25 protein-coding genes are annotated in these 26,740 nt (G+C 71.3%); 14 read left to right on the forward strand and 11 right to left on the reverse strand.

From position 1 onward, the window contains the following. Positions 1–4: 4 nt before the first annotated feature. Entirely contained in the window at positions 5–565 is a 561-nt protein-coding gene (locus tag AC3IF1_RS03960; protein ID WP_243965431.1) for a L,D-transpeptidase, read from the reverse strand. 219 nt (positions 566–784) lie between these two features. Between AC3IF1_RS03960 and AC3IF1_RS03965 the strand changes: the two genes are divergently transcribed. The 4 genes from AC3IF1_RS03965 to AC3IF1_RS03980 all read left to right on the forward strand — a co-directional run bounded on the left by AC3IF1_RS03965 (position 785) and on the right by AC3IF1_RS03980 (position 7,551). Beyond that, positions 785–1,195 carry a hypothetical protein gene (locus AC3IF1_RS03965; RefSeq protein WP_489216014.1) on the forward strand — a complete coding sequence of 137 codons (411 nt, stop codon included), beginning with the start codon at positions 785–787 and terminating at the stop codon, positions 1,193–1,195. Positions 1,196–1,350: 155 nt separating this feature from the next. Beyond that, a complete protein-coding gene (locus tag AC3IF1_RS03970; protein ID WP_489216016.1) occupies positions 1,351–2,643 on the forward strand; it encodes an efflux RND transporter periplasmic adaptor subunit in 1,293 nt (430 codons plus the stop codon). An 18-nt stretch (positions 2,644–2,661) separates the two neighbouring features. Continuing rightward, positions 2,662–5,814, forward strand: a complete 3,153-nt coding sequence (locus AC3IF1_RS03975; protein ID WP_489216018.1) for a multidrug efflux RND transporter permease subunit — start codon at positions 2,662–2,664, stop codon at positions 5,812–5,814. A gap of 810 nt (positions 5,815–6,624) precedes the next feature. Then, entirely contained in the window at positions 6,625–7,551 is a 927-nt protein-coding gene (locus tag AC3IF1_RS03980) for a dihydrodipicolinate synthase family protein (RefSeq protein ID WP_489216020.1), read from the forward strand. A 127-nt stretch (positions 7,552–7,678) separates the two neighbouring features. On the opposite strand, the gene AC3IF1_RS03985 is transcribed toward AC3IF1_RS03980, so the two are convergent. Both AC3IF1_RS03985 and AC3IF1_RS03990 read right to left on the reverse strand, forming a co-directional pair. Next, positions 7,679–8,134, reverse strand: coding sequence for a hypothetical protein (locus tag AC3IF1_RS03985; protein ID WP_489216022.1), 456 nt, complete (start codon positions 8,132–8,134; stop codon positions 7,679–7,681). A gap of 675 nt (positions 8,135–8,809) precedes the next feature. Next, positions 8,810–10,024 carry a pyridoxal phosphate-dependent aminotransferase gene (locus AC3IF1_RS03990; protein WP_489216024.1) on the reverse strand — a complete coding sequence of 405 codons (1,215 nt, stop codon included), beginning with the start codon at positions 10,022–10,024 and terminating at the stop codon, positions 8,810–8,812. 245 nt (positions 10,025–10,269) lie between these two features. Here AC3IF1_RS03990 and AC3IF1_RS03995 point away from each other — a divergent pair, with 245 nt between their 5' ends. The 4 genes from AC3IF1_RS03995 to AC3IF1_RS04010 are packed head-to-tail and all read left to right on the forward strand — an operon-like array spanning position 10,270 to position 13,448. Further along, positions 10,270–11,688 (forward strand): cytochrome ubiquinol oxidase subunit I, encoded by a 1,419-nt coding sequence (locus AC3IF1_RS03995; RefSeq protein WP_489216026.1) that lies wholly within the window; start codon positions 10,270–10,272, stop codon positions 11,686–11,688. 7 nt (positions 11,689–11,695) lie between these two features. Then, positions 11,696–12,703: a cytochrome d ubiquinol oxidase subunit II gene (cydB, locus tag AC3IF1_RS04000; RefSeq protein WP_489216028.1), complete on the forward strand. Its 1,008-nt coding sequence runs from the start codon at positions 11,696–11,698 to the stop codon at positions 12,701–12,703. Further along, complete coding sequence (locus tag AC3IF1_RS04005; RefSeq protein ID WP_243965419.1) at positions 12,703–12,825, forward strand: DUF2474 family protein; 123 nt, start codon at positions 12,703–12,705, stop codon at positions 12,823–12,825. The genes cydB and AC3IF1_RS04005 overlap by 1 nt, the downstream gene beginning before the upstream one ends. Before the next feature lie 56 nt (positions 12,826–12,881). Next, on the forward strand, positions 12,882–13,448 hold the full coding sequence (locus AC3IF1_RS04010) for a GbsR/MarR family transcriptional regulator (protein ID WP_243965418.1): 567 nt from the start codon (positions 12,882–12,884) through the stop codon (positions 13,446–13,448). A gap of 30 nt (positions 13,449–13,478) precedes the next feature. On the opposite strand, the gene AC3IF1_RS04015 is transcribed toward AC3IF1_RS04010, so the two are convergent. Both AC3IF1_RS04015 and AC3IF1_RS04020 read right to left on the reverse strand, forming a co-directional pair. Further along, positions 13,479–14,171 carry a GntR family transcriptional regulator gene (locus AC3IF1_RS04015; protein WP_489216031.1) on the reverse strand — a complete coding sequence of 231 codons (693 nt, stop codon included), beginning with the start codon at positions 14,169–14,171 and terminating at the stop codon, positions 13,479–13,481. 328 nt (positions 14,172–14,499) lie between these two features. Next, positions 14,500–15,456 (reverse strand): LysR family transcriptional regulator, encoded by a 957-nt coding sequence (locus tag AC3IF1_RS04020; protein WP_243965416.1) that lies wholly within the window; start codon positions 15,454–15,456, stop codon positions 14,500–14,502. Between the two features lie 118 nt (positions 15,457–15,574). Here AC3IF1_RS04020 and AC3IF1_RS04025 point away from each other — a divergent pair, with 118 nt between their 5' ends. From AC3IF1_RS04025 to AC3IF1_RS04040, 4 genes are all read left to right on the forward strand, one after another. Then, the gene (locus AC3IF1_RS04025) at positions 15,575–16,498 is read left to right on the forward strand and encodes a VOC family protein (RefSeq protein WP_489216033.1); all 924 of its coding nucleotides are present in this window, start codon (positions 15,575–15,577) and stop codon (positions 16,496–16,498) included. A gap of 60 nt (positions 16,499–16,558) precedes the next feature. Then, positions 16,559–17,191 (forward strand): alpha/beta hydrolase, encoded by a 633-nt coding sequence (locus tag AC3IF1_RS04030; protein WP_489216035.1) that lies wholly within the window; start codon positions 16,559–16,561, stop codon positions 17,189–17,191. 38 nt (positions 17,192–17,229) lie between these two features. Then, entirely contained in the window at positions 17,230–17,661 is a 432-nt protein-coding gene (locus tag AC3IF1_RS04035) for a DoxX family protein (protein ID WP_489216037.1), read from the forward strand. A 136-nt stretch (positions 17,662–17,797) separates the two neighbouring features. Further along, the gene (locus AC3IF1_RS04040; RefSeq protein ID WP_489216039.1) at positions 17,798–18,775 is read left to right on the forward strand and encodes a Gfo/Idh/MocA family protein; all 978 of its coding nucleotides are present in this window, start codon (positions 17,798–17,800) and stop codon (positions 18,773–18,775) included. A 10-nt stretch (positions 18,776–18,785) separates the two neighbouring features. On the opposite strand, the gene AC3IF1_RS04045 is transcribed toward AC3IF1_RS04040, so the two are convergent. Genes AC3IF1_RS04045 through argJ form a run of 3 tightly spaced genes read right to left on the reverse strand, consistent with a single transcriptional unit; the run spans position 18,786 to position 21,171 of the window. Further along, positions 18,786–19,214 (reverse strand): (deoxy)nucleoside triphosphate pyrophosphohydrolase, encoded by a 429-nt coding sequence (locus tag AC3IF1_RS04045; protein ID WP_489216041.1) that lies wholly within the window; start codon positions 19,212–19,214, stop codon positions 18,786–18,788. After that, entirely contained in the window at positions 19,211–19,924 is a 714-nt protein-coding gene (locus AC3IF1_RS04050) for an SIMPL domain-containing protein (RefSeq protein ID WP_489216043.1), read from the reverse strand. The genes AC3IF1_RS04045 and AC3IF1_RS04050 overlap by 4 nt, the downstream gene beginning before the upstream one ends. Further along, on the reverse strand, positions 19,921–21,171 hold the full coding sequence (argJ, locus tag AC3IF1_RS04055; RefSeq protein ID WP_489216045.1) for a bifunctional glutamate N-acetyltransferase/amino-acid acetyltransferase ArgJ: 1,251 nt from the start codon (positions 21,169–21,171) through the stop codon (positions 19,921–19,923). Before argJ ends, AC3IF1_RS04050 begins: the two co-directional genes overlap by 4 nt. Before the next feature lie 228 nt (positions 21,172–21,399). Here argJ and AC3IF1_RS04060 point away from each other — a divergent pair, with 228 nt between their 5' ends. After that, entirely contained in the window at positions 21,400–21,834 is a 435-nt protein-coding gene (locus AC3IF1_RS04060) for a response regulator (RefSeq protein WP_243965402.1), read from the forward strand. 540 nt (positions 21,835–22,374) lie between these two features. Then, positions 22,375–24,372, forward strand: a complete 1,998-nt coding sequence (locus AC3IF1_RS04065; protein ID WP_489216047.1) for a methyl-accepting chemotaxis protein — start codon at positions 22,375–22,377, stop codon at positions 24,370–24,372. A 13-nt stretch (positions 24,373–24,385) separates the two neighbouring features. On the opposite strand, the gene AC3IF1_RS04070 is transcribed toward AC3IF1_RS04065, so the two are convergent. The 3 genes from AC3IF1_RS04070 to AC3IF1_RS04080 all read right to left on the reverse strand — a co-directional run bounded on the left by AC3IF1_RS04070 (position 24,386) and on the right by AC3IF1_RS04080 (position 26,657). Next, on the reverse strand, positions 24,386–25,201 hold the full coding sequence (locus AC3IF1_RS04070; RefSeq protein WP_489216049.1) for a TetR/AcrR family transcriptional regulator: 816 nt from the start codon (positions 25,199–25,201) through the stop codon (positions 24,386–24,388). Positions 25,202–25,305: 104 nt separating this feature from the next. Continuing rightward, positions 25,306–26,109, reverse strand: coding sequence for a pyrroline-5-carboxylate reductase (proC, locus tag AC3IF1_RS04075; RefSeq protein ID WP_489220313.1), 804 nt, complete (start codon positions 26,107–26,109; stop codon positions 25,306–25,308). 38 nt (positions 26,110–26,147) lie between these two features. Further along, on the reverse strand, positions 26,148–26,657 hold the full coding sequence (locus tag AC3IF1_RS04080; protein ID WP_243967468.1) for a type III secretion system chaperone family protein: 510 nt from the start codon (positions 26,655–26,657) through the stop codon (positions 26,148–26,150). Positions 26,658–26,740: the final 83 nt, after the last annotated feature.

Below are 26,740 nucleotides of genomic sequence, written 5' to 3' on the forward strand. Positions count from 1 at the left end.
GGACTCAGTCCCGCACCACCACCTTGGTGCCGACCCGGACGCGGTCGTAGAGATCGACCACGTCCTTGTTGGTCATGCGGATGCAGCCCGAGGAGACCGCCGCGCCCATCGTGTCGGGCTCGTTCGAGCCGTGGATCCGGTAGAGCGAGGAGCCGAGATAGAGGGCGCGGGCGCCCAGCGGGTTGTCCTGTCCGCCGGCCATGAAGCGCGGCAGGTCCGGGCGGCGGGCCAGCATCTGCTGCGGTGGGCGCCAGGCCGGCCATTCCTTCTTCATGGTCACGGTCTTGGTGCCGGACCAGGAGAACCCCTGCCGGCCGACGCCGACGCCGTAGCGGATCGCCTCGCTGTTCCCGAGGATGTAATAGAGCCGGCGCTGGCGGGTCGAGACCACGATCGTGCCGGGCTTCTCGGTGCTGTTCCAGCCGATCGTCTCCCGCGGGATCGCCTGGCTGCGGAAGACGTTGAGGAAATCCGCGAGCGGCCCGCTGTCCAGCGGGTTGGCGGAGGCGGGGGCGCTCGCGAGCAGAAGCCCCGCGATCCCGAGCAGCGCGATCCGTCTCGACATGGTGTCAGGTCCTCTCCGACCGGTTCTTGCCGATGGCGTCGGTCGTCGCGGCGGTGCCGCGACCCTGCGGCGAGCCGGCCCGGACTTCGCGGCGAGGGTGAGGCCGGCCGGGGGGAGGGCATGAATCCGGGGCGCCCTGTGGGCTTCGGGCAACACCGACCGCATGGCGCGGCGCCGTGGGTGATTGCGCCGGGGGACGGCCATGCTTATCTCGGATCCGTGATCCGATCCGCCGCCCTCCTGGCCCGCCGTGTCGCGGGCCTGCCGGACCGCCTCGCCCGGGGCTTCGCCGTGCTGGCGCTGCTCGTCCTGGCGGCGGCCGGCGCCACGGCATCCGTGCCCGCCCAGGCCATGACGGTCGCGGGCCCGGCCTGCGCCGTCGAGAGCCCGCGGATGGCGGTCCTGTCGGGTGCGCAGGATGCGGCCCAGGAGGCCGAGCGGTCGGCCTTCGACCGCACCGATCTCCGCCCCGCCGACAGCGAGATCCTCACCGAACTGGGCCTTCCCCGCGCGCCGGTCGAGGCGCCCCGGCCCCGTCACACCCTGTCCGCAGCGTTCGCCTACAGGTCCGACACCGTGCCGGCCGCCGTGCCGCACGGCTCGCCGCACCGGCCGCCCCGGTCGGCCTGACGCGCGCCCGGCCGTGACGGCCGGCTGGAACGCGCACCTCTCCCGATCCCCGTCCGGCCGGCCCGTGGGCCGGTTCGAGATCCGACCCGTCGATGCGCGGCTTTCTGCGTCGCGCAAGCCTCATCAGACGCATGCTTCCAGGAGCGTCGGTAGCCGTGACCCGCATTCTGTCCGCCAGAACCCTGTCCGTTATCCGGGCGCCGCGCCGCGCGACCGCAGCTTTGCCCGCGGCGCTGCTCCTGCTCGCCCTCGGGGCCTGCAACCCGAAGCAGGCCGCCGCGCCGACGCCCCCCGTGCCGGAGGTCGGCTTCGTGACGGTGACGCCGCAGGCGATCCCTTATCTGCGCGACCTGCCCGGACGCGTCGCCCCGATGCGCATCGCCGAGGTCCGCTCGCGGGTCTCCGGCCTCGTGGTCAAGCGCCTGTTCGAGCAGGGCAGCCAAGTTAAGGAGGGCGACATCCTCTACAAGATCGACCCGGCCCCCTTCCAGGTCGATCTGGCCAGCGCGGAGGCCGTGCTGGCCCGCCACGAGGCCGCCCTGGTGCTCGCCCGGCAGCAGGCCGACCGGCTCGAGCAGTTGCTGTCCCGCGCCACCGCCAGCCAGGCCCAGTACGACGCCGCCTTCGCGGGCAAGAAGCAGGCGGAGGCCGAGGTCGCCGGCGCCAAGGCGGCCCGGGACCGGGCGCAGCTCAACCTCGGCTGGACCGACGTGCGCGCCCCGATCACCGGCCGGATCGGCCGGGCGCTGCTCACCGAGGGCACCCTGATCGAGCCGGGCTCGACGGGGGCGCTGGCCACGATCCAGCAGCTCGACCCGATCTACGTCGACATCACCCAGTCGGTGGGCGAATTGAACCGCCTGCGCCGGGATCTGGCCAGCGGCGAGCTCGCCCGGCTGGAGGAGAACACCGCCAACGTCCACCTGATCATGGACGACAATTCCCTCTACCCCCTGGCGGGCCGCCTGCTGTTCTCGGACGTCACCGCCGATCCGAGCACCGGCCAGGTGACCCTGCGGGTGCAGTTCCCCAACCCGCATGACGAGCTGTTCCCGGGCATGTACGTGCGCGCCCGGATCAAGCAGGGCATCGATTCCGACGCCATCGCGGTGCCCCAGCAGGCGATCCAGCGCACCGAGGACGGCCGCGCCGAGGTCTGGGTGGTGCGCGCCGACGATACGGTGATGCGCCAGCCCGTCGAGGTCGGGCCGGTGGTCGGCCAGAACTGGCTGATCCGCGAGGGGCTCAAGGGCGGCGAGAAGGTCGTGATCGACGGCGTCCAGAAGATCACCGCGGGGGCGACGGTGAAGCCCCTGGATCAGACCCCGGCCCATGGCGAGGCCGGCCCGAGGCACGATGCCGATGAGGCCCCGGACGCTCCGGGCGCCAAGAATGCGGGCGACCCGGCGGAGGCCGCGCAGCGGGCGGCCGCCGCCCAGCGTCACTGACCGCGGAAGAACCCGATCATGGCACGCTTCTTCATCGACCGCCCGGTCTTCGCCTGGGTGGTGGCCCTGTTCATCTGCCTCGGCGGGGCGCTGGCCATCCCGAACCTGCCGGTGGCGCAGTATCCGGTGATCGCCCCGCCCTCCATCGCCCTGTCGACGGCCTATCCCGGGGCCTCGGTGGAGAGCCTCTACATCGGCACGACCCGGCTGATCGAGGACGAGCTGAACGGCGCGGCCAACATCATGAACTTCGAGTCGACCACCGACTCGTTCGGCTCGGTCAACATCACCGCGACCTTCCAGCCCGGCACCGATCCGGCGCTGGCCTCCGTCGAGGTGCAGAACCGCCTGAAGCGCGTGGAGGCGCGCCTGCCCGCGGAGGTGCGCCAGCAGGGCATCCTGGTCGAGGAGGCCTCGGCCGCGACGCTCAACATCATCACCCTCGTCTCCACGGACGGGTCGATGGACGAGATCGGGCTCGGCGATTTCATGAATCGCACGATCATCAACGAGATCCGGCGCATCCCCGGGGTCGGGCGCGCGACGCTCTACTCCACCGAGCGCTCGCTGCGGGTCTGGGTCGATCCCGACAAGCTGCGCGGCCTCTCGCTCAGCGCCTCGGACGTGACCGACGCGATCCGCAACCAGAACGTCCAGGTCGCCTCCGGCTCGGTCGGCGCGCAGCCGAGCCCGATCAAGCAGGCCGTGACCGTGCCGATCATCGTGAAGGGCCAGCTCGGCACGATCGAGGAGTTCGGCGCCGTTGTGCTGCGGGCCAATCCCGACGGCTCCAACGTGCGCCTGCGCGACGTCGCCCGGATCGAGCTCGGCGGCGACGCCTACCAGTTCTCGACGCGGCTGAACGGCGGCCCGGCCGCCGGCATCTCGGTGACGCTCGCCCCCGACGGCAACGCCCTGGAGACCGCCAAGGCGATCCGCGCCAAGATGGTCGAGCTGTCCCAGTTCTTCCCGCCGGACCTGAAGTGGGACATCCCCTACGACATCACCCCGGCGGTGGAGGCCTCCATCGAGAAGGTGCTGCACACCCTGGTCGAGGCGGTGGTGCTGGTCTTCCTGGTGATGTTCCTGTTCCTGCAGAACATCCGCTACACCCTGATCCCCACCATCGTGGTGCCGATCGCCCTGATGGGCACGGTCACGGTGATGTGGATCGCGGGCTTCTCGGTGAACGTGCTGACCATGTTCGGCATGGTGCTGGCCATCGGCATCCTGGTCGACGACGCCATCGTGGTGGTGGAGAACGTCGAGCGGATCATGAACGCGGAGGGGCTGCCCCCCAAGGAGGCCACCAAGAAGGCCATGGAGCAGATCACCGGGGCGATCATCGGCATCACCCTGGTGCTGATGGCCGTGTTCATCCCGATGGCGTTCTTCCCGGGCTCGGTGGGCATCATCTACCGGCAGTTCTCGATCGCCATGGTGACCTCCATCGCGTTCTCGGCGCTGCTCGCCCTGTCGCTGACGCCGGCCCTCTGCGCGACCTTCCTGAAGCCGGTGGCCCGGGGCCACGGCCACGCGAAGGGCGGCGTGTTCGGGCTGTTCAACCGCTTCGTCGACCGGGAGACCGCTCGCTACGGCCGCGGCACCCAGGCGTTCATCCGGAAATCCGGCCGGGTGATGCTGGTCTACCTCGCCCTGGTGGCGGGCACCGCCTACGCCTTCGTCAACCTGCCCGAGGGCTTCCTGCCGGTGGAGGACCAGGGCTTCTTCACGGTGGACATCCAGGCGCCGCCGGGGGCCTCCTACAACCGCACCCAGGAGGCCAACCGCCGGGTCGAGGAGCACCTGCTGGCGCAGCCCGGCGTCGCCACCGTGACGATGCTCAACGGCTTCTCGTTCTCCGGCCAGGCGCCGAGCACCAGCCAGGCCTTCGTCACCCTCAAGCCCTGGGGCGAGCGCGACGCGAAGAACTCGGCCGCCGCCCTGGTGGCCGGCACCAACGCGGCGCTCGCCAGCTACCGCGACGCCACCGTGGACGCCCAGGAGCCGCCGCCGGTGGACAACCTCGGCAACGCCGCGGGCTTCTCGTTCCGCCTTCAGGACCGGGCCAACCGGGGCTACGCGGCCCTGCTCTCGGCCCAGGCGCAGCTCCTGAAGCTCGCGCAGGCGAGCCCGGTCCTCCAGAAGGTCAAGATCGAGGGCCTGCCCCCGACCCCGCAGGCGGAGCTGGTGATCGACCGCGAGAAGGCCGCGGCGCTCGGCGTGAAGTTCGAGGACATCAACGCCACGATCCAGCTCAACCTCGGCTCGGTCTACCCCAACGACTTCCCCAACCGGGGCAAGATGCAGCGGGTCTACGTCCAGGCCGAGCAACTCCAGCGCATGAACGCGTCCGACATCCTCAACTACGCGGTGAAGAACGCTGGCGGAACGATGGTGCCGATGTCGTCCTTCGCGGAGCTGAAATGGGGCATGGGGCCGAGCCAGATCGTCGGCTTCAACGGCTATCAGTCGGTGCGCTTCACCGGTGAGCCGAACCCCGGCTACACGTCGGGCGACGCGATCACCGAGATGGAGCGGCTGATGCTCCAATTGCCCAAGGGGTTCGGCTACGCCTGGACCGGGCAATCCTACCAGGAGAAGCAGGCGGGCAGCCAGGCGAGCCTGCTGCTGGCGCTGTCGGTGCTGATCGTGTTCCTGTGCCTCGCCGCGCTCTACGAGAGCTGGGCGATCCCGGTCTCGGTGCTGCTGGTGATCCCGCTCGGCGTGATCGGCGCGGTGGCGGCGGTGCACCTGCGCGGCATGCCCAACGACGTCTACTTCAAGATCGGGCTGATCACGATCATCGGCCTCTCGGCCAAGAACGCGATCCTGATCGTCGAGTTCGCACGCGACCTCTGGAAGCCCGGGACCTCCGTGGTGCGGGCGGCGATCGAGGCGGCGACCCTCCGGTTCCGGCCGATCGTGATGACCTCGCTCGCCTTCATCTTCGGCGTGGTGCCGCTGGCCATCGCCACCGGCGCCGCCTCGAAGAGCCAGCAGGCGATCGGCACCGGCGTGATGGGCGGCATGATCACCGCGACCGTGCTGGCGGTGTTCTTCGTGCCGGTGTTCTTCGTCGTGGTGATGCGGGTCTTCCGCCGCCGGGCTGTCGCGGAGGGCGAGCGGGCGGAGGCGCGGCCCGAGCCGGCGCGGGTGGCGGCCGAGTGAGGCCGCCGCTCGGCTTCACCCGGCCGCCACCCGCGCGTCCCCCCCCTCTGGAGCCCCCCGGATTCGCGCGACGTTTGGCCTGGCCGGGATTCCGGCACCGCGTTCCGCGGCCTGGGAGCGGAGCGATCCGGCGCGCATGACGGTGGGGCCGGCTTTTCCGTAGCCGTCTGTCCCGACGTCTCAGCGGCGCGGGTCCGCGTCCTCGCCCCGCAGCGTTCGGACGAAGCGCCGGGTGCGCGGATTGGCCGGCCGAACAGGGCGGCGGGCGGTCCCTGCGCCACGATCGCGCCCGCTTCGAGGAAGGCCACCCCGTCCGGCGCCGCGCCCGGGGTATCGGCCGGGCGCAGGGTTTTCCAACGCGCCGCGGGTTGCCCGCGGATCCGGCCTCCCGGTCCTCGCGGCGGCCCGGCATCCCACTGTGCCGTGGGCGGATCCGGATCCACGCCCGGTGCAAATCCTTGACCGGCTGGTGTTTCCAGAGGCGCAGTTCCGCTTCTCGACCCTGGGGGGACGGGATCGGTGATCAGGCGGTGATCAAGCCGTCCAGTTCACGGGCGGGACTAAGATTTTTCCCCGCGATCTTTGATGATCCCCGCGGATCAAGGCTTGCGGCGGCTGCCCAGGCTCGGCGCAAACACAGCGCGGCTTTTGTCGAGCGGGCGCCGGAGCGGCTGTTGATCTTGGATGATCCTTCGGCACAGTGCCGGCGTGGCGCCGATCCGGGGACGCGTCCCTGTCCCCGGGCCGGCGCGGAACGGCATTGTCTGTGACGGACCGGGGCGCGTTGCCCGCCTCGGCGGAGGATCGCGCATGAGCTCGACGGCCCAGATCTACCGGGGTGTCTTCCCGGTCGCCCCCACGGTGTTCGACGCGGCGGGCGCCCTCGACCTCGACGGGCAGCGCCGGGCGATCGACTTCATGATCGACGCCGGCAGCCACGGGATCTGCATCCTGGCGAATTTTTCCGAGCAGTTCGTCCTCACCGACGCCGAGCGCGAGACCGTGATGGACGCGGTGCTCGACCACGTGGCCGGCCGGGTGCCGGTGATCGTGACGACGACGCACTTCGCCACGCAGGTCTGCGCCGAGCGCTCCCGCCGGGCTGAGGCCGCCGGGGCCGCCATGGTGATGGTCATGCCGCCCTATCACGGCGCCACGATCCGGGTGCCGGACCTCGGCGTCTACGACTTCTTCCGCGGGGTCTCGGACGCGATCTCGATCCCGATCATGATCCAGGACGCGCCGGTGGCCGGCACGCCGCTCCCGGCCGCGTTCCTGGCGCGGATGGCCCGGGAGATCGCGAACGTCGCCTATTTCAAGATCGAGACCGCGGGCGCCGCGGCCAAGCTGCGCGAGCTGATCGCGCTCGGCGGCGACGCCGTGGTCGGCCCCTGGGACGGCGAGGAGGCGATCACCCTGATGGCCGACCTCGATGCCGGCGCCACCGGGGCGATGACCGGCGGCGCCTATCCGGACGGCATCCGCCAGATCACCGACGCCTACACGGCGGGGCGCCGGACGGACGCCCTGGACGCCTACGCGCGCTGGCTGCCGCTGATCAACTACGAGAACCGGCAATGCGGGCTGCTCGCCTGCAAGGCGCTGATGGCCGAGGGCGGCGTGATCGCCCACGAGACCGCCCGCCTGCCGCTCCAGCCGCTGCACCCGGCGACCCGGGCCGGCCTGATCGAACTGGCGCGGCGCAACGATGCGCTGGTGCTGCGCTGGGGGCGGTAACGGCACGATGCCGAGGTGCGGCGTCCTTGAGGCACCTGACAGAACGCCTGTCCATTTGGTGTCCCCCCACCCGACGGCGCCGCGATGGAGCGCGAGAGGATGCTCTACATCGCGGCGCACCGGTCCGTCAGAGACCAAAAATCCGCTGGCACGTTGATTCCTGCCCGTGAATAAATGGGGCATTATCAAGTATGATTGTCGAATCTTCTATCGTTTCCAGACGGGAGATCGTATTGTCTTGACGATGCAGCGTCACTGCGCAGCTTATTTGTGCGTCGTGTGCCGGAACGAACCAGATATAAGTAACACTGTACCGACCGGTCCCAGTAGAGCTTGACTCATCATGCGCAGCGATATGCGCGGTGATGGTTTTTCTCCAGATCGAATCTCCGTCTTCGTTCTTGCCTGTTGGCGGCCCATACCGATTCTGAAAATCGGCGATTGATTTCCCTTTCCATTGATCTTCGATTTTTCGGTATAGAGAAAGCCGTGTAACTTCAATCACGTTCACGGCCGCGGTCGCCCAGGAGGTGATGGGATTGACGCTGTTGCATGCGCTCAATGGGACAATGAGCATTGTCATCGCACTTTTCATGGCGACGTAGTTTTTTTGAAATCTAATATAAGCCACTACTGCCTCTTAGCCATTACATAGTTCATAATTCGAATCGCGTTGGCCCTTTTGGCGTCATGGGCGGACCGATGATCGAAACATCATACGTCTATAAGATGATCTGGGCCATCGGCAAGATGCGTAGCTTGCCCGAAGCTTTATCGGCAATGTAAAGTATATTGATATAATATAAAGAATAGCAAAAGTAGAACAAGATCGACCAGACGCTGAAGCGATGAATGCGGAGAATAATGAAAAATATACTCGCGTCGTCGCCGGTTTTTCTTGTGTGGAACCGCTGCTTCAGGCGCCGCGCGTTCAAACAGAGGTGGTCGTCGATCCGACCGTCGCGACCTGGAGCACCCGTCCGCTCTCTCGTGAGAGCCAGCCGATCTCCAGATCGGCATCATCGCCGCGCGCGATGTGTTCATCCGTCCGGAGGGCCCGATCGGATCCGAAGCCATGAGCCCTTCACACGGCGTCAAGCCCCGTGCAGTCTGCGGCTCGCGACGCCCCGCCTCCCGTAGGCCGCTCCGTTCGAGGCTCCGCTTCGTGGCCCGAGCGGGCGGGATGATCGCAGGGCCGCGTCATCGCCGGTCTCGGCCTTGTGCGGCCGAGATGAAGCCCGCGTCTGCGGCGTCCGGATCAGCCCCGACTCCCCAACACCCCCGACAGCCGCGCCACCGCCTCCCGCGCCAGCCCCGGGCTGATGGCGAAGCAGATCCGCACCAGGCCCTCGCCCTCCGGCCCGAAGGCGGTGCCGGGCGCTACCCCGACCTTCGCCTCCCGCAGCAGGCGGAACGCAAGCGCGAGGCTCGGCTCGCCGCCGGCGATCCGGGCCATGAGGTAGAAGGCGCCGTCCGGCGGGGCGACCGTCACGCCCGGCAGCCGGGAGAGACCCTCCACCAGGATCGCCCGGGCCTCGGCGCAGCGGTCGACCATGGTGCGGATGAAGCCGTCGCCCTCGTCCAAGGCCGCGATGCAGGCGTGCTGGACGAAGGTCGGGATCGAGGTCGTGCTGTATTGCCCGAGCTTGGCGAAGGTCGGCGCGAGGCCGCGGGGAAAGATCAGCCAGCCGGCCCGCCAGCCGGTCATCGCCCAGTTCTTCGAGAAGGTGTTGGTCACGATCAGCCGGTCGTCCTCCGTGCAGATCTGCAGGAAGGACGGGGCGATCCGGTTGCAGTAGGTGAAATGCGCGTAGACCTCGTCCGACAGGATCCACAGGCCGCGCGCCCGGGCGAGGTCGCGCAAAGCCGTCATCTCGGCGAGCGGCATGGTCCAGCCGGTGGGGTTCGAGGGCGAGTTGATCATGATCACCCGGGTGCGCGGCGTCAGCGCCGCCGCGATATCGGCGAGCGGCAGCGAGAAGCGCCCGTCCGGCCCGATCCGGTAGGGCACTGGCACCGGCACCCCGCCGGTGATGCGGACCGCCTCGGCGAGGTTCGGCCAGGCGGGGGCGGGGATGAGGATCTCGTCGCCCGGCTCCAGCAGCGCCTGGGCCGCCTGCATGATCGCGTTCATGCCGCCGGCCGTGACGGCGAACCGGTCGGGCGGGATCTCCACCCCCCAGTGGCGGGCGTGATAGGCGCCGAGCGCCGCCCGCAGGGCCGGCAGGCCGAGGGACGTGGTGTAGCGGGTATGCCCGGCCAGCATCGCCCGGTGGGCCGCCTCGACGATGAAGGGCGGCGTCGCCAGGTCGCCCTCGCCGATCCACAGCTTCACCACCTCCGGATCGTCCCGCCCGCGATCCGCCACAAGGCCGATCTGGCTCGTGCCGATGCCGCGGATGCGCTCCGACAGCGCGGCGGCGAGGTCGAGGGAGGGGGCAGGATCGAGGGACGCGGCTGCGGGTTCGGCCATGGGGCGCGGCTACTCTCGGGGTGTCCGGGCGGGGCCGATCGCGGCGCGGCGGCGGGCGCCGTGCCTGCGCGGTCCCGGTCTCGGGGGGATTCGGCGCGAACCTGCCGCGTCCGGGCCCGCGCGTCCAGGCCCTGTGGGACGGGCTGCCCGGCATGGGCGTCGCGGCGGCCGGCGCATTATCGACTTTTCAGAAATTACTGAAATTGCTATAAGCCGAGTCGCAGATCCCGCACGGGAGACCCGTCGTGCTCGCCAACCTCGATCCCCTGATCCTCGCCCGCATGCAGTTCGGGTTCACGGTGGCGTTCCACATCGTGTTCCCGGCCTTCTCGATCGGGCTGGCGAGCTTCCTCGCCGTGCTGGAGGGCCTGTTTCTCGCCACCGGACGGCAGGTCTTCATGGACCTGTTCAAGTACTGGATTAAGATCTTCGCCATCGCGTTCGCCATGGGCGTCGTCTCCGGCCTGGTGATGTCCTACCAGTTCGGCACCAACTGGTCGGTTTTCTCCGACAAGACCGGCCCGGTGCTCGGCCCGATGATGGCCTACGAGGTGCTCTCGGCCTTCTTCCTGGAGGCGGGCTTCCTCGGGGTGATGCTGTTCGGGATGCGCAAGGTCGGGCCGCGCCTCCACTACGCCGCGACGCTGATGGTGGCGTTCGGGACCTTCTTCTCGGCGTTCTGGATCCTGTCGGTGAATTCCTGGATGCAGACGCCGGCCGGCTACGGCACCAACGCCGAGGGGCAGTTCGTGCCGCTGGACTGGTGGGCGATCGTGTTCAACCCGTCCTTCCCGTACCGCCTCGTGCACATGGTGCTGGCGGCCTACCTGACCACCGCCCTGGTGGTCGGCGCGGTCGGCGCCTGGCACCTGCTGCGCGACCGGGCCAACCCGGCCGCCCGGACGATGTTCTCGATGGCGATGTGGATGGCCGCCCTGGTGGCGCCGGTCCAGATTTTTGCGGGCGACGCCCACGGGCTCAACACCCTGGAGCACCAGCCCGCCAAGGTCATGGCCATGGAGGGCCATTACCAGAGCTATCCGGACGGGGCGCCCCTGGTGCTGTTCGGCCTGCCCGACCAGGAGGCCGGCACGGTCCGCTACGCCCTGGAGATCCCGAAGCTGTCCTCGCTCGTGCTCAAGCACAGCCTCGACGCGCCGCTGGCCGGCCTCGACAGCCTGCCCCGGACGGACTGGCCGCCGGTGCCGATCGTGTTCTGGTCGTTCCGCATCATGGTCGGGCTCGGCCTGCTGATGCTGCTCCTCGGCGCGCTCAGCCTGCTCGCCCGCTGGCGCGGGGCGCTCTACCGGTGGCGTCCGCTGCACCGCTTCGCGGTGGCCATGGGCCCCGCCGGCTTCGTGGCGGTGCTCGCCGGCTGGATCACCACCGAGGTCGGCCGCCAGCCCTACACGGTCTACGGCCTGCTGCGGACCGCGCAATCCGCCTCGCCGCTCCACGCCCCGGCGGTGGCCGCCTCGCTCACCGCCTTCGTGGTGATCTACTTCTCCGTGTTCGCCATGGGGGTGCTCTACATCCTGCGCCTGATGGCCCAGCCGCCGCATGCGGGCGAATCCGGGATCGAGCCCGGCGCGCCGATCCGCACCGCCGGCATCACCCCCGCCCCGTCGGTCGATCCCGACCGCCACCTCCAGCCGGTCGCGTGAGGCAGCCATGCTCGACAGCGTCGATCTCACCGTGGTCTGGGCGTTCGTGATCGCCTTCGCGGTCTTCGCCTACATCGTCATGGACGGCTTCGATCTCGGCATCGGCATCCTGTTCCCGACCCTGCGGCCGGGGCCGGAGCGCGACACCGCGATGAACTCGGTCGCCCCGGTCTGGGACGGCAACGAGACCTGGCTGGTTCTGGGCGGCGGGGGGCTGTTCGCGGCCTTCCCGCTGGCCTACGCGGTGATCCTGCCGGCGCTCTACGCGCCGATCATCGCGATGCTGCTCGGGCTGATCTTTCGCGGCGTCGCCTTCGAGTTCCGCTGGCGCGATCCCCGTCACCGGGCCGCCTGGGATATCGCCTTCACGGGCGGTTCCGTGGTGGCGGCCCTGGCGCAGGGGATCGCGCTGGGGGCGCTGCTCCAGGGCATCGCGGTCGAGGGCCGGGCCTATGCCGGCGGCTGGTGGGACTGGCTGACCCCGTTCAGCCTGCTGGTCGGCGTCAGCCTCGTGGTGGCCTACGCGCTGCTCGGGGCGACCTGGCTGGTGATGCGCACGGACGGGCTGCTCCAGCTCCAGGCGCGCCGCCTCGCCCTGCGGCTGACCGTGGCCACGGTGGCGGCCATCGCCCTGGTCAGCGCTGCGACGCCGTTCCTGCAGGGGCGCTATTTCGAGCGCTGGCTGGCGATGCCGAACGTGCTGCTCGCCGCGCAGGTGCCGCTGCTCGTGGCGCTCGCCGCCGTCGCCCTGTGGCGGACCCTGCGGGCCGGGGGCGAGCGGGCCCCGTTCCTGATCGCGCTCGGCCTATTCGCCCTGTCGTTCCTGGGGCTGGGGATCAGCATCTTCCCCGACGTGGTGCCGGGGCGGATCACCATCTGGCAGGCCGCCGCCCCCGCGGCCAGCCAGATCTTCCTGCTGGTCGGCGCCGCTTTGCTGGTCCCGATCATCCTGATCTACACCGCGTATTCCTACTGGGTGTTCCGCGGCAAGGTCGACGCGCACGGGTATCACTGATGGCCCCCGCAACCCCGCTCCCGCTCTGGAAGCGCCTCGCCTGGTTCGCGGCGATCTGGGCCGGAAGCATCGTCGGCCTCGGCTGCGTCGCGACGCTCCTCCGCCTCTGGCTGAAGAGCTGATAAGCCGCCAACACCCCCGGCTTTCCCGGGGGCCCACCGTTCGACGGATCGCCCCCTTGCAGCTTCCTCCCCTGGTCCAGACCTTCGTGCTGCATTTCGGCGAGATGGGCTCGCGCTGGGGCATCAACCGGACGGTGGGGCAGATCTACGCCCTGCTGTTCGTGGCCGAGCGGCCGCTCAACGCCGACGCGATCGTCGAGCGGCTCGGCCTCTCCCGCTCCAACGTCAGCATGGGCCTCAAGGAGCTGCAGGCCTGGAACCTCGTCCGTCTCCAGCACGTACCCGGGGACAGGCGGGACTACTTCGCCACCCCCGAGGATCTCTGGCAGATCGTCCGCACCCTGGTCGAGGAGCGCAAGAAGCGGGAGATCGACCCGACACTGACCCTGCTGCGCGAGTTGCTGATGCAGGAGGCCGGGACCGACGCGGAGCGTCACGCCCAGGCACGGCTCGGCGAGATGCACGACCTGTTCGAGCTCTTCGCCGGCTGGTACGCCGACGTGCGCCGCCTGGACACCGAGCGCTTGGTCCAGCTCCTCACCCTCGGCGCGAAGGTCCAGAAGGTGCTGGCGATGAAGGATCGGCTGACCCGCCTCGGCGGCCGGGCCGACAAGCAGGGCTGATCCCCCGTGACGGGGCCGGCGCGGCCGCGCTCAGGAGCGGGCCAGCCCGTCCCGGTAGATCGCCACGAGGCAGACCCCGACGGTCTCGATGTGGGCCCGCAGGACCTCCACCGCCTCGTCGACCCTGCCCGCCTCGCACAGGCGGAGGATCAGCGTGTGTTCCTGTTCGGCGCGGGCGACATCCCCGGTCGCCGACAGCTGAAGGCAGGTCGGACGGTCGCAATCCTGCAGCAGGCGCGACACGATATCCAGCGAGCGCGGGCGGCCCGCATGCCGCAGGAGGTCGAAGTGGAAGCGCCGGTTCAGTTCGCCCCAGCGGAACACCTCGCCCCGTTTCAGGGCGTCGCTGTACGTCTTCGACAGGGCGTAAAGATCCTGAAAATCCTCCGCCGTCAGGCGCGGCGCCGAGAGCACCAGCAGGTCCGGTTCCAGCTGGGCGCGCAGCTTGAAGATGTCCTCCACCTCCGCGAGGGAGAGGCTCACCACCACCGCCCCGCGATGCGGCACGATCTTGACCAGATTGACCGCCTCGAGCTGCAGGAGCGCCTCCCGGATCGGGATCCGGCTGATCCCGAACTCCTCGGCCAGGGCATCCTGACGAAGCTGAAGACCCGGGCGCAGCTCCCCGTTCAGGATCCGCCGCCGCAGCGAATCCGCCACGGCCGCCGACACCGTCTTATGCTGCAGCCGTTCGGGCACATGGCGTTCGGGGACCGCTGTCAACGTCGAAGCCTCGGCGTGAGGGTAGATACGCAGATATAGCATCCCGAAAGGCCGGAGTCTTTTCGCTGCGGCCTGAAATCTAGTCCTCGCGCATGCCGGTTTCATCGCGAGATGAATTCGATATTCTGAGATTACTCCCCTTTTGTCGAACAGTTCTTTCGGCTCTTGAATCGTCTCTCCGCGTGATCGCGCGCGTCGTCGGGCCTCTTCACAGTGGGCGTCACCGGAATTTAATATACAACACCGTGCCGCGCGCTCGCGTGCCGGGTCCGAAACCTGTCCACCGCCGGCGTGGAGCCCACAGGCGGGCGTGCTGAATTGCCGGACGTCAGTTTGGATCCGGGGTGCGGATGTCCCGCTGCTCCGCGGGATGGTGCGGATCCGCCCAGGGCGCATGGGCGAGGCGCTGGCCGAGGAACGCCAGCAGGGCGGTCACGCGCGCGGGGCGGGGGTCGCCGGGGGGCGTCACCAGATGCAGGGCGATCGGGGGCGGTGACCAGTCGGGCAGGACCCGCTCCAGGCGTCCGGCCTCGAGGTCGTCCCAGATCATGAAATCCGGCTGCAGGGCGAGACCGAGGCCGGCCCGGAGCGCCGGCGCCAGCGCCTCGGCGTTGTTCGCCCGCAGGGGGCCGCCGGGCACGACCACGGCCTCCGTGCCGGCCGCATCCCTGAACCGCCAGCGGTCGGGGGTCGGCAGGTAGGCGTAGCCGAGGCAGGTGTGGCGGGCGAGATCGTCCGGATGCTGCGGGCGGCCGTGCCGGTCGAGATAGGCGGGCGTGGCCACCAGGGAGCGGCGGATCCCGCAGAGCCGGCGGGCGCGCAGGGAGGAATCCGGCAGCGCCGCGATGCGCAGGCCGATGTCGAACCCGCCACCCACGAGATCGACGACCGCGTCGGAGAGGTGCAGGTCCACCGCGACGGCCGGGTGCTCCCGGAGAAAATCCGGCAGCAGCGCCGCCACGTGCATCACCCCGAAGGTCATCGGCGCGGCGAGCCGCACCAGACCGCGCGGCTCCGCGGCGCCCGCGCTGGCCAGCGCCTCGGCCGCCTCGCCCTCCGCCAGGATCCGCGCCGCGCTCGCCTTGGCGGCCTGCCCCGCCTCGGTGAGGGCGAGCTTGCGCGACGTGCGGTTGAACAGCCGGGCCCCGATCCGGACTTCCAGCCGGCCGACCGCCTTGGAGACCGTGCCCTTCGAGAGGCCGAGATCCGCGGCGGCCCGGCCGAAGGAGCCGGTCTCCACCACCTTGGCGAACACCGCCCAGGCCTCGAAATCGGGGAGCCGCATGGGTCAATTCCGGAAACGATGGGTTTCCATCGTTTCGGTTTTACGGACAAACGGCAAGGGGCATAGTGCCGTCATCGCGAACGCGCCCCCCCTGCGGCGCCCGCCAGGAGACAGCGCCATGGTTCAGACCGGCCTCCATCACGTCACGGCCTTCTCCGGGCCGGCCCTGCGCAACCTCGACTTCCACACCCGCGTGCTCGGGCTGCGGCTGGTCAAGAAGACCGTCAACTTCGACGATCCGGGCACCTACCACCTCTATTACGGCGACGCGGCCGGGCGCCCCGGCACGATCCTGACCTTCTTCCCGGTCGAGCGCGCCGCGCCCGGCCGGGTCGGGGTCGGGGAGGCCCAGGAGACCGCCTTCCGGATCCCCCGGGCCTCCATCGGCTGGTGGACCCATCGCCTGATCGAGAAGGGCGTCGCCCACGAGCCGCTGGTCCAGGTCTTGGGCGCGCCGACCCTGCGCTTCCGCGATCCGGACGGCATGCTGCTCGCCCTCGTGGGTGTCGACGGCGACGACACGGCCGGGTGGGCCTCGGGCGAGGTGCCGGCCGAGCACGCGATCCGCGGCCTGCACGGGGTGACGCTGCTCCTCGACGCGGCGGCGCCGACGGCCGCGATCCTCACGGAGGTGCTGGGCCTCGCCGAGGCCGGCCGCGAGGGCAACCTGATCCGCTTCGCGGGCAGCGCCGCGATCGGCGGCTTCGTGACCCTGCGGGCCGTCGGGGGCTTCCTCCCCGGCCGGCCGGGCGCCGGCTCGGTCCACCACATCGCGTTCCGGGCGGCGGACGATGCCGCCCAGGCCGCGATGGGCGCGGCGCTCGCCGCCCGGGGCCTCCAGGTCACCGAGCAGCGCGACCGCCAGTATTTCCGCTCGATCTACTTCCGCGAGCCCGGCGGCGTGCTGTTCGAGATCGCCACGGACGCGCCCGGCTTCGCGGTCGACGAGCCGGTCGAGGCCCTGGGCCAGGCCCTGAAGCTGCCCGCCGGGCTGGAGCCGCACCGGGCCGCCATCGAGGCGGTGCTGCCCAAGGTCGCCTGAACCCCGATCCCGCCCCGCACCCGCGGGGCGGGACCCCCAACGCATCGCCAAGAGCTTGCCATGACCCGGGACGCCCTCGGTTTCGTCCATCGCTTCGAGCCCGGCGCGGAGGCCGCGCGCCCGCTGCTGCTGCTCCACGGGACCGGCGGCGACGAGCGCGATCTCCTGCCCCTCGGCCGGGCGGTCGCGCCGGACGCCGCGCGCCTCGCCCCGCGCGGCCCGGTCCTCGAGAACGGCATGCCGCGCTTCTTCCGGCGCCTCGCGGAGGGGGTGTTCGACGAGGCGGACCTGCGCCGCCGCACCGGCGACCTCGCCGCCTTCGTGGCCGAGGCCCGGGCGCGCTACGGTCTCAGCGCACCCCTGGCGCTGGGCTTCTCCAACGGCGCCAACATCGCGGCCGCGCTCCTGATGCTGCGGCCGGAGGCCCTGGCCGGCGCCGTGCTGATCCGCCCGATGGTGCCCTTCGCCGAGCCCCCCGCGTCCGATCTCGCGGGCCGGCCGGTCCTGATCCTCTCCGGGGCGATGGACCCGATCGTGCCGGTGGAGAATGCCCGCCGCCTCGCGGCGCAGCTCGCCGCATCCGGCGCGCGCGTCGAGCACCGGGTCCTGCCCGCCGGCCACGGCCTGTCGCAGGCCGAGATCGGCCTCACGGCGGACTGGATCCACGACCGCGCACACCCGCAAGCGGCCTGAGCCGCCTAGCCCCCCACCGCACAGGACGGACTGGTCCCATGGCCGCCTCGATCTCCCCCGCACCGGCCGCCGCCGGCCCCGCATTCGCAACCCTGCTGCCGGTCACCGGCCGGGTCCTGATGAGCGCGATCTTCCTGGTGAGCGGGGCCGGCAAGCTCGCCGCCCCCGCCGCGACGCGCGCCGCCATCGCGGCCGCCGGCCTGCCGCTGCCCCCGATCTCCTACGGGGCGGCGACCCTGGTGGAGATCGGCGGCGGGCTGCTGCTGATCGCCGGGTACCGGACCCGCCTCGTCGCCCTCGTCCTCGCCGTCTTCGCGGTCGCCACCGCCGTGACCTTCCACGCGGCCCTCGGTGACCAGAACCAGATGTTCCACTTCCTGAAGAACCTTGCCATGGCCGGCGGGCTGCTTCAGGTGGCGGCCTTCGGCGCGGGCCCGTTCAGCCTCGACGCCCGCCGGGGCCGGGCCTGACCCCGCCCGCGTCCCCGGGGGCGGCCCGGCTGGCCTTTATCCAGGGTTGAGGAAGCCGGCGGCCTTTCCCGTGCCATTCCGGATCCGTAAAGGCGGCGGGTCGCGCCGCCCGGCCGTCCGCCACACGGGAATCCCCATGCCGACCACCGACGCCACGCTCGCCCTGGGGATCATCGGCGCGGGGATCATGGGTGAGCGCCTGCTCGGCGCCATCCATGGGGCCCCGGACGCGCCCGTCCGGGTCGCGGCGATCTGGGACCCGGCCCCGGAGGCCCTGGCCCGGATCGGGGCGGCGTTCCCGGCTGTGCCGCGCGTCGCCGACGCCGCCGCCGTCGTGGCGGCGAGCGCCTGCGTCTACGTCGCCTCGCCGCCGGCCTCCCATCTCGGCCACGCCCGGGCGGCGCTGGCGGCCGGGCGGAGCGTCTTCTGCGAGAAGCCGCTCGCCATCGATCTCGCCGAGGCCCGCGCCTTCGTGGCGGAAGCCGGCAGCGCCGGCGCGGTCAACTTCCCGTTCGCCTCGTCGCCCGGCGTGGCAACGCTCGAGCGCTGGATCGGCGCGGGCGTGGTCGGGACGCCGCGGCGGCTCGCCATCGCGGTGGAATTCGCCCGCTGGCCGCGTCCCTGGCAGGCCGATGCGGCGCGCTGGCTCGACGCCCGGGCGGAGGGCGGCTTCACCCGCGAGGTGGTCTCGCACTTCCTGTTCCTCGCCCGCCGCCTGCTCGGCCCCCTGAGCGGGATCCGCGGCCGGGTCGACCTCCCGGAGGCCGGCCGGTCCGAGCGGGCGATCGCCGTGACGCTCACGGCGGGGGCGGTCCCCGTGACCCTGACCGGGCGGGTCGGCGGCACCGAGGCCGACGATCACAACACCTGGACGCTGGAGGGCGATGCCGGCGCCGTCCGGCTGCGGGACTGGGCCATCGCCGAGCGCCGGGCGCCGGACGGGCGCTTCGCGCCGGAGCCCGACGCGATCCCCAACGCGCGGCTGCGCCCGATCACCCTGCGGCGCCAGCTCGCGGGCGTCGTCCGGATGGCGCGGGGCGAGCCCCACGCCCTCGCCACCTTCGCGGAGGCCCTCGACGTGCAGGAGGCGGTCGAGACGATCCTGGCCCTGTGAGGGGGCGCCCTCAGACCTCCAGCAGATCGATCAGGAACGGGATCAGCGGCGCGTCCGCGGGCGGCATCGCCAGATCGCGCAGCGCCTTCGGCCGGACCCATTTCAGCGCCTGCCCCTCCATCGGGCGCGGCGTGCCCGTCCAGCGTCGGCAAACGTAGAGCGGCATCAGGAGGTGGAAGTCCGGATAGGCGTGGCTGGCGAAGGTCAGGGGCGCGAGACACGGCTCCTCGACCCGGATGCCGAGTTCCTCGGACAGTTCCCGGATCAGGGTCGCCTCCGGCCGCTCGCCGGGCTCGATCTTGCCGCCGGGGAATTCCCACAATCCGGCGAGCTGCTTGCCCGCCGGGCGCTCGCTCACCAGCACGCGGCCGTCGACGTCGACGAGGGCCACCGCGACCACCAGGAGCAGGCGCAGGGCGGTATTCCCGGGGGCGCTCACGGCGCCACCGCGAAGGTGGCCGCGACCTCGGAGGACATCTGGATCGTGCCGGCCTCGATCGGGACGCGCGGCCCCTTGGCGGGCATCGGCGCCGCCAGGGCGCGGCTCGCGAGCGGGTAGGGCGCGCCGCCCGCGGGCGCCAGCGTGCAGAGCGGGCCGAGCCGGGTGCCGAGGGCGTCGGCGAGGGCCGCGGCCCGGCTGCGGGCGTCCCGGGCCGCGGCGACCTGGAGGGCGGCCTCGACCGTGTCGGGATCGCGCAGGCCGAAGCTCACGCCGTCGATCCGGTTCGCCCCGGCGTCGAGGGCCTGGCGCAGCAGGTCGCCGAGCCGGTCCATGGCGGCGAGGCGGACCCTCACGAGGTTGCCGGCCCTGTAGCCGTCGGGCTCTTCGGTGACGCCGCCCCCCGGCCGGGTCACCGACCGGGTCGCCGCCTGCAGGGTGACGGCGGCGGTGCCGAGATCGGCCGGCGGGACGCCGAGGGCGCGGGCCTGCGCCGTGATGCCCGCCACCGCCTTCGAGGCCGCGTCGAGGGCCGCCGCCGCATTGGCGCCGCGCGCCTCGATGCCGACCGTCACCTCGGCGAAGTCCGGGGCCCGCGCGTCCGCGGCGCGGCCGACCACGCTGATGTGGCGGGTGCAGTCCGCATCGTCCGCGTGCGCCCGGGCGGCCAGCGCGACGACCAGGACGGCGCCGGCCAGGACAGCCCTCACGAGCGGTAATCCCCGTTGATCTCGATGTAGCCCTTGGTCAGGTCGCAGGTCCACACGCGCGCCTGACCGTCGCCCAGGCCCAGATCGACCCGGATCCCGATCTCGGCCTCGCGCATCACGGCGCTGGCGGCGGCCTCGCTGTAATCCGGGTCGCGGGCACCCTGGACGGCCACGCGCACGTCGCCGAACCAGATCGCCAGCCGGTCCCGGTCGGCGGGCTCGCCGGCCTTGCCCACCGCCATCACCACCCGGCCCCAATTGGCGTCCTCGCCCGCCACCGCGGTCTTCACCAGCGGCGAGTTGGCGATCGATAGGGCGATGCGGTGCGCGGAGGCATCGCCCTCGGCGCCCGTGACCCGGACGGTGACGAATTTGCGCGCGCCCTCGCCATCCTTGGCGACGAGCTGCGCCAGCTCGATCAGCAGGCTCTCCAGCGCCTCCCGGAAGCCGGCGAGCCGCGGGTCGGCCGGGTCGGAGATCCCGGCATGGCCGGCTTTGCCGGTTGCGAACAGCATCAGGGTGTCGGAGGTGGAGGTGTCGCCGTCCACCGTCACGCAGTTGAAGCTGGTCCGCGCCCCCGCGGACAGGAGCGGCTGGAGCACCCCCTGGGGCAGGGCGGCGTCGGTGAAGACGAAGGCCAGCATCGTCGCCATGTCGGGGGCGATCATGCCGGCGCCCTTGGCGATGCCGTTGATCGTCACCGGCACGCCGTCGATCGTGGCGGTCCGGGTCGCGCGCTTCGGGAAGGTGTCGGTGGTCATGATCGCCTGCGCCGCCTCGGCCCAGGCGGCGGACCCGTCCGTGGCCCGGACGGCGCAATCGGCCAGCACACCCTCGAAGCGCTCGGCCGGCAGCGGCTCGCCGATCACGCCGGTCGAGGCGACGTAGACCTCGCGCGGGCCGCAGGACGCCGCCTGCGCGGCGATCTCCACGGTGCGCGCCACCGCCTCCCGGCCGAGTCGGCCGGTGAAGGCGTTGGCGTTGCCGGAATTGACCACCAGCGCCCGTGCGGCGCCGTCCGCCAGGGCCTCCCGGCACCAATCCACCGGCGCCGAGGGGCATTTCGACCGGGTGAACACGCCGGCCGCCCGGGTCCCGGCCTCGAGGGCCACGTAGAGCACGTCGGTGCGGCCGCTGTAGCGGATCCCGGCCTGGGCGGTGGCGATTCGCACCCCCGGCAGGGGTGGCAGATCCGGCATCGCGGCGGGCGCCAGGGGGGAGACGGGCGGGGATTTCGCGGACGACATCGGCTCGGGCTCCGGCAGGGCGCGGTGGTGGTCCGCGGCGGCCCGGTGTTGCCCGGGGGACCCTGCCTGCGTCAACCATATGCCCGCGCTATGGTCAGATGTGCCGCTGCCCGTGCGTTGGGCAGCGGCGGCGCGGAATGCGGCGCCTTCGCGGCGAGAGGCTTGCGTCGGGCTCGCCTCCCGGCATAGCATGGTGCGTTGCAAAGCCAGTGCGAAGTCGAGTGCGGAATGTCCACAGCCGACGTCGGGACTGCCTCCGGCACGATGCCCCAGGGCGGATGCTACCGGATCCAGGTTCTGGTGGTCGGCCGCCACAAGCGCTGGCGGGACGAGGCGGCCGCCCAGGTCCGCCTGCTGGGTTATCAGGTCACCGCCTGCGACCGGGGGGTCGACGCCATGACGGTGCTGGCCCTCGGGCTGCCGGTGGACGTGATGGTGGTGGATTCGGGGCTGCAGGGCGGCCTGTGCTGCACACAGCTGGCCGTCGAGGCGCGGAGTCTGCGCCCGGGCCTGCGCATCGTCGTGGCCGGCGATTCCCTCGATGCTCCGGAGACGGAGACCCCCGCCCAGGTCCCCGACGCGCTGCGCGTCCGGCGCGACCAGTTCCAGAACGGGATGGTGGCGTCCCTGATGCGCGAAGCGCTGGCCGACCGCGCCGCCTGACCCGCCGACCCGATCGAGATTCTGCGCGGCGCCTGCGGTCGATGGACGGCCGCACCGGGCGAATCGGCGCGCGCCCGCCTCGGTCGCCGCGGGGCCGGATCGGCGTCGCGCGGGCCGGGTCCAGGACAGATCTCGTCGAACCCCGAAACTGATCGATCGATCCCGGTTCGGTATCGCGCGGCGACGGGGCGATGCTGTGGTCCGGTACGACGGGCTGTCGTGCAGTCGAAGGACGCCGTGACCGCGATCTCGCAGTCCCGTGATCTCTGCAACGCTCAAGTGTTGTCAGCCGAGGGCCGGGGCACTTCGGGCATGTCCGTGCGTAACGGTGAACGCAGTATCTTCGGCGACAGTATCGCGATTTCGATTGCGCTGAGTTTGGATTGAAATTTTTATTGTAATAATTTTTGCCAATGTGTTGTATTGATAGACAATAAATCCTAGGTTTGTTGCGCGTTTTGTTATTCTTATGTCACGATATATTACCTTTCTGTCGCAGATGGCCGTTCTGGCAATCGCATTTGCGAAGGTCGTAATCCTGTGAAGATCGGAATTCGTGGCCGTCTCTACGGCGGATTTGTTCTCCTCGTGGCGATGAACGCCATCGTCATTCTGTTCTCCATCTATCAGCAGCGCGTGATCAATCTGGAGTACGAGACAGGGAGCGCCATCGAGCAGGGCGCTCAGGAGATTCTCATCCTGGACGGACTCTCCACGCGGCTCTCCGCCCAGGCCGCGTATTACCGGGTGGCACCGGGTCCCGAGCAGATCGCCACCATGGAGGAGGCGCGGCGGCAGATCGAGGCGATATCCACGAGACGGATGGCGCTCGTCCGCACGGAGGAAGGGCGCGACCTGCATCGGCGGATCGTCGAGAGCGCCATCGCGCTGAAGCCGCAGCTGGACTATCTCGTGGCGGGGGGGACCCAACTGCTCGACGCCAGACGGAGCATGTTCAGATCGGGAGGCTCCCTCACCAGCCTGCTGGCGGCCATGAGCGTCGAGATCCGTGGGCGGGCCGACCAGGGAACGCTGCTGCACGCTCAGGACGTCGAGACGGCGGTTCTGAGGGTCCGCCTCGCGGGCGCCCGGTATCTGATCGCCGTCGAGCCCGAGGATCGGACGAAGTTCCTGGCGCAGGTCGAGCAGGCCCGGACCGCGATCCAGACCTTCAGGAACGGGGCGGGCGCCGGGGCCTTCGCCGAGCGGATCGACGCCCTCGAGACCGCGCTCGCCGACTACGCGACCGAATTGGACGTCTTCTACAAGGCGAACATCGCCACGAAGGCGACGCTGGAGACCGGCATCAAGCCGCACATCGACGCCATCGAGAAGGCTTGCACCGCCCTGCGCGGGCGGATCCTGCAATCGGTCGAGCGGATCAAGGCGAGCACCGCCGACATGGCCCTGCGCACCTGGCGCATCGAGGTCGGCCTGGGCGCATTGGCCCTCGTCGTCGGCATCGCGCTGGCGTCCGTGATCGGGCGCAGCATCATCCGACCGATCGACGGCATGCGGGACGCGATGGCGCGCCTGGCGAACGGCGACACCGCCGTGGCGGTGCCGTCGCAGGATGCTGCGGGCGAGATCGGCGCCATGGCCAAGGCCGTGGAGGTGTTCCGGCAGAACGCCATCGCCCGGACCGATCTGGAGGCCGCCCAGGCCGCCGAGCAGGAGGCCCGCCAGAACCGGATCGAGCGGCGGGAGGCCCTGGTCCGCGGCTTCGAACAGACCATGTCGGGCGCGCTGGAGATCGTCACCGCGGCCGCGACCGAGCTCGACGCCACGGCCCGCGCGATGACCCGGGTCGCCGACGACACCAGCAGCCAGGCGGTCGCCTCCAGCAGTGCCGCCGAGCAGACCGCGTCCAACGTCCAGACGGTGGCGGCGGCGGCCGAGGAGATGGTGTCCTCGCTCCAGGAGATCGAGCGGCAGGTGGTGCGCTCCAACGCGGTGGCCGGTCAGGCCGCCCACGAGGCCGAGACGACCAACGCCGCCATGGCGAGCCTGCGCGCGGCCGCCGAGCAGATCGGCGCGGCGGTGACGACGATCTCGGGGATCGCCGGGCAGACCAACCTGCTGGCGCTCAACGCCACGATCGAGGCGGCGCGCGCCGGCGAGGCGGGGCGGGGTTTTGCCGTGGTGGCGGCCGAGGTGAAGGAGCTGGCCGGCCAGACCGCCCGGGCCACCGACGAGATCGGCGGGCAGATCGCCGCGATCCAGGCGGCCACGGGTCAGGCCGCGGAGGCGATGCAGCAGATCGCCCGCACGATCGCCAGCGTGAGCGAGATCAGCGGCGCGATCGCCTCGACGGTGGTGGAGCAGACGGCGGCCACGAGCGAGATCTCGCGCAATGCCGGCCAGGCGGCGAAGGGGACGCAGGACGTGTCGGCCAACGTCGCCCGGGTCCTGACGGCATCGGGCGAGACCGGCAGCGCCGCCACGCAGGTCCTGAACGCGGCGGCCGAGCTGGCCAAGCAGTCGCTGGCCGTCAAGCAGGAGGTCGACGGCTTCCTCCGCGACATCCAGGCCATGTGAGCCGCGGATCGGCTCAGATGGCGGCGGCGGGATCCGTCTCGTCGCCGTCGCGGTCGCGCCGCGCGCGGGGGCGTCGGTCGAGCAGCGACCGGCCCAGCGCCCGCAGCGGCGCAGTGAGCCTGCGTGCATCCTCGGCCCGCTCCATGAGGCGCTCGCCGCTGCGGATCTCCTTGTCGAGCCGGGCCATCGTCCGGGCCAGGGCCGGATCGTCGTCGTCGAGCCAGACCTGGGTCACCCGGGCGAAGGCGATCACCACGCCCTGGAGCTTCAGCTGGCCGAGCGGGCCCTCGGTGTCGATCCCGGCCGCCGCCAGCATGTAGCGGTGGGAGTTCAGCATGACGCCGTTCAGCGCGAGCATCGCCAGCGGCTCGCCGCGCAGCGCGTAGGCGATCCGGCGCAGGGCCGGCTTGTAGGGCGTCATGGCGTCGAGGCGCCGCATCAGCACGTCGAACAGGCGCTCGCGGGTCGGCTCCTCCTCGAGGCCGGAGCTATCGCCCTCCAGCACCTTCCGGTCGATGATCCGGGTCAGGCCGCCCAGGACCGCGCCCTTCGACGGGAACAGGTCGCGCAGCTCGGCCAGCGTGAGACCCGCCTCCCGGGCGATGTCGCCGATCTCGATATCGCTCCAGGGCTGCTCGGCGGCGAGCCGCATCAGGGCCTCGACGGCGGCCTCCCGGGGCGGCAGCTTCGGCGGGCTCGGCGCGGCCGTGCTCGCCTCTGCCAGGCTCTCCCGCGCCGCGCCCTTTGATGTGGCGGAGGCCGTCCCGGGTGCCGTGGCGGATGTCGCGGTCTTGCGGGGGCGCTTCGCCGGCCCTCTGGTCTCGGTCATGGTTCTGTCGCCCGCTCCTGCCGGTCGTTGCGCCCTGATGTAGGCAGGCCGACGCGGAAGGGCAGGGGTTTCGCGCGGCCTTGCCGCACGGGCGCCGAGGGGTGTCAGCCGGCGAGCGCCTCCGCCCGCCGCCGGGCCGCCGCCACGGCCTCCCGCATCAGCGCGCCGAGGCCGTCCGGGCGCATCAGCACGTCGAGGGCCGCCGCCGTGGTCCCGCCCGGGGAGGTCACGTTGCGGCGCAGCTCCGCCGCTTCGGCCGGGCTGGCGTCGAGGAGCGCGCCGGCGCCCGCCACGGTGGCCCGGGCGAGGCGGCGCGCCACGTCCGGATCGAGCCCGGCGGCGATGCCGGCCTCGGCCAGCGTCTCGGCCAGGAGGAAGACGTAGGCCGGCCCGGAGCCCGAGACCGCCGTCACCGCGTCGATCTGCGCCTCGTCGGCGAGCCACGCGACGGTGCCGTTGGCCGTCAGCAGGGCCTCTGCGGCGCCGCGCTGTCCGGCCGTGACCTCCGGGCTGGCATAGGCCCCCGTGGCGCCCCGGCCGATGCTGGCCGGCAGGTTCGGCATCGCCCGGACGAGGGCCCGCGCCCGCGGCAGCCGGCCGCGCAGGTCCGCCACGGTCTTGCCGGCCAGGATCGAGACGAGGAGCGTGTCGCGGCCGATCAGCCGGTCGAGGCCGGGGGCCGCCCCGTCGAGCCCCTGGGGCTTGATCGCCAGGACCAGCACGGCGCCGGGCGCCGGGTCCGGCGGGTTGAGGGCGAGGCCCCGCGCGGCGCAGAGATCGACGATCTCCCGGGTCGGGATCGGGTCGATGAGGGTGGTGCGGCGCGGGTCGAGGCCCGCCGCGAGCCAGCCCGCGAGCATCGCCCCGCCCATCTTGCCGGCCCCGGCCAGGACCAGGGAGGCGGGCATCGCCGCCGCCGTGGCCTCCGGCTCGGCCCCCGGCGCGGTCACGCCTCGCCTTCGGTCTCGAACAGCACCGCGTCCAGCGCATCGCGGGCGCTCTTGCCGGCCCAGAGCACGAACTGGAACGCCTGGAAGTAGCGTTCGCAGGCATCGACGGCGGTCTTCATCATGGTGGCGCATTGCGGGTGCGTCGGCACCGCCCCGCCGGTCAGCAGCAGCGCGTGCCGAAACATCACCACGCCGTCGCTCGTCCAGAGGTCGAAATGGCCGACCCAGAGCTGCTCGTTGATCAGCGCGATCAGGCGCATCACCTCGGTCCGCTGCCGCTCCGGGACCTTGAGGTCGAACGCGCAGGCGACGTGCAGGGCCTCCACGTCCTCGATCCACGTGAAGGCGACGTTGTAGTCGGTCCACCGGCCGGGGCTCGTGACCGACATCTCGTCGGTCTCGGCCCGGTCGAAGATCCAGTCACGCAGGGACGCCAGACGCTCGACGACGTCGAGCGGATGCTCGTTCCGGTCCGGGTCGTGGAAGTCGACGTTGAGAAGCGGCATGACGATCCAAAAGGACGGCCCGGACGACATCCGGCCCGACGTGACGGTGACGCGAAACCGGAGCGCGAGAACACTCCGAGAAC

It is taken from the genome of Methylobacterium sp. E-012 (assembly GCF_057836545.1).

Excerpts from the sequence above, each read along its gene's own strand:
- AC3IF1_RS03960 (WP_243965431.1), bottom strand. The coding sequence starts at position 565 with ATGTCGAGACGGATCGCGCTGCTCGGGATCGCGGGGCTTCTGCTCGCG.
- AC3IF1_RS03975 (WP_489216018.1), top strand. The coding sequence starts at position 2,662 with ATGGCACGCTTCTTCATCGACCGCCCGGTCTTCGCCTGGGTGGTGGCC.
- AC3IF1_RS03980 (WP_489216020.1), top strand. The coding sequence starts at position 6,625 with ATGAGCTCGACGGCCCAGATCTACCGGGGTGTCTTCCCGGTCGCCCCC.
- AC3IF1_RS03985 (WP_489216022.1), bottom strand. The coding sequence starts at position 8,134 with ATGACAATGCTCATTGTCCCATTGAGCGCATGCAACAGCGTCAATCCC.
- AC3IF1_RS03990 (WP_489216024.1), bottom strand. The coding sequence starts at position 10,024 with ATGGCCGAACCCGCAGCCGCGTCCCTCGATCCTGCCCCCTCCCTCGAC.
- cydB (WP_489216028.1), top strand. The coding sequence starts at position 11,696 with ATGCTCGACAGCGTCGATCTCACCGTGGTCTGGGCGTTCGTGATCGCC.
- AC3IF1_RS04005 (WP_243965419.1), top strand. The coding sequence starts at position 12,703 with ATGGCCCCCGCAACCCCGCTCCCGCTCTGGAAGCGCCTCGCCTGGTTC.
- AC3IF1_RS04020 (WP_243965416.1), bottom strand. The coding sequence starts at position 15,456 with ATGCGGCTCCCCGATTTCGAGGCCTGGGCGGTGTTCGCCAAGGTGGTG.
- AC3IF1_RS04025 (WP_489216033.1), top strand. The coding sequence starts at position 15,575 with ATGGTTCAGACCGGCCTCCATCACGTCACGGCCTTCTCCGGGCCGGCC.
- AC3IF1_RS04030 (WP_489216035.1), top strand. The coding sequence starts at position 16,559 with ATGACCCGGGACGCCCTCGGTTTCGTCCATCGCTTCGAGCCCGGCGCG.
- AC3IF1_RS04035 (WP_489216037.1), top strand. The coding sequence starts at position 17,230 with ATGGCCGCCTCGATCTCCCCCGCACCGGCCGCCGCCGGCCCCGCATTC.
- AC3IF1_RS04040 (WP_489216039.1), top strand. The coding sequence starts at position 17,798 with ATGCCGACCACCGACGCCACGCTCGCCCTGGGGATCATCGGCGCGGGG.
- argJ (WP_489216045.1), bottom strand. The coding sequence starts at position 21,171 with ATGTCGTCCGCGAAATCCCCGCCCGTCTCCCCCCTGGCGCCCGCCGCG.
- AC3IF1_RS04060 (WP_243965402.1), top strand. The coding sequence starts at position 21,400 with ATGTCCACAGCCGACGTCGGGACTGCCTCCGGCACGATGCCCCAGGGC.
- AC3IF1_RS04070 (WP_489216049.1), bottom strand. The coding sequence starts at position 25,201 with ATGACCGAGACCAGAGGGCCGGCGAAGCGCCCCCGCAAGACCGCGACA.
- proC (WP_489220313.1), bottom strand. The coding sequence starts at position 26,109 with ATGCCCGCCTCCCTGGTCCTGGCCGGGGCCGGCAAGATGGGCGGGGCG.
- AC3IF1_RS04080 (WP_243967468.1), bottom strand. The coding sequence starts at position 26,657 with ATGCCGCTTCTCAACGTCGACTTCCACGACCCGGACCGGAACGAGCAT.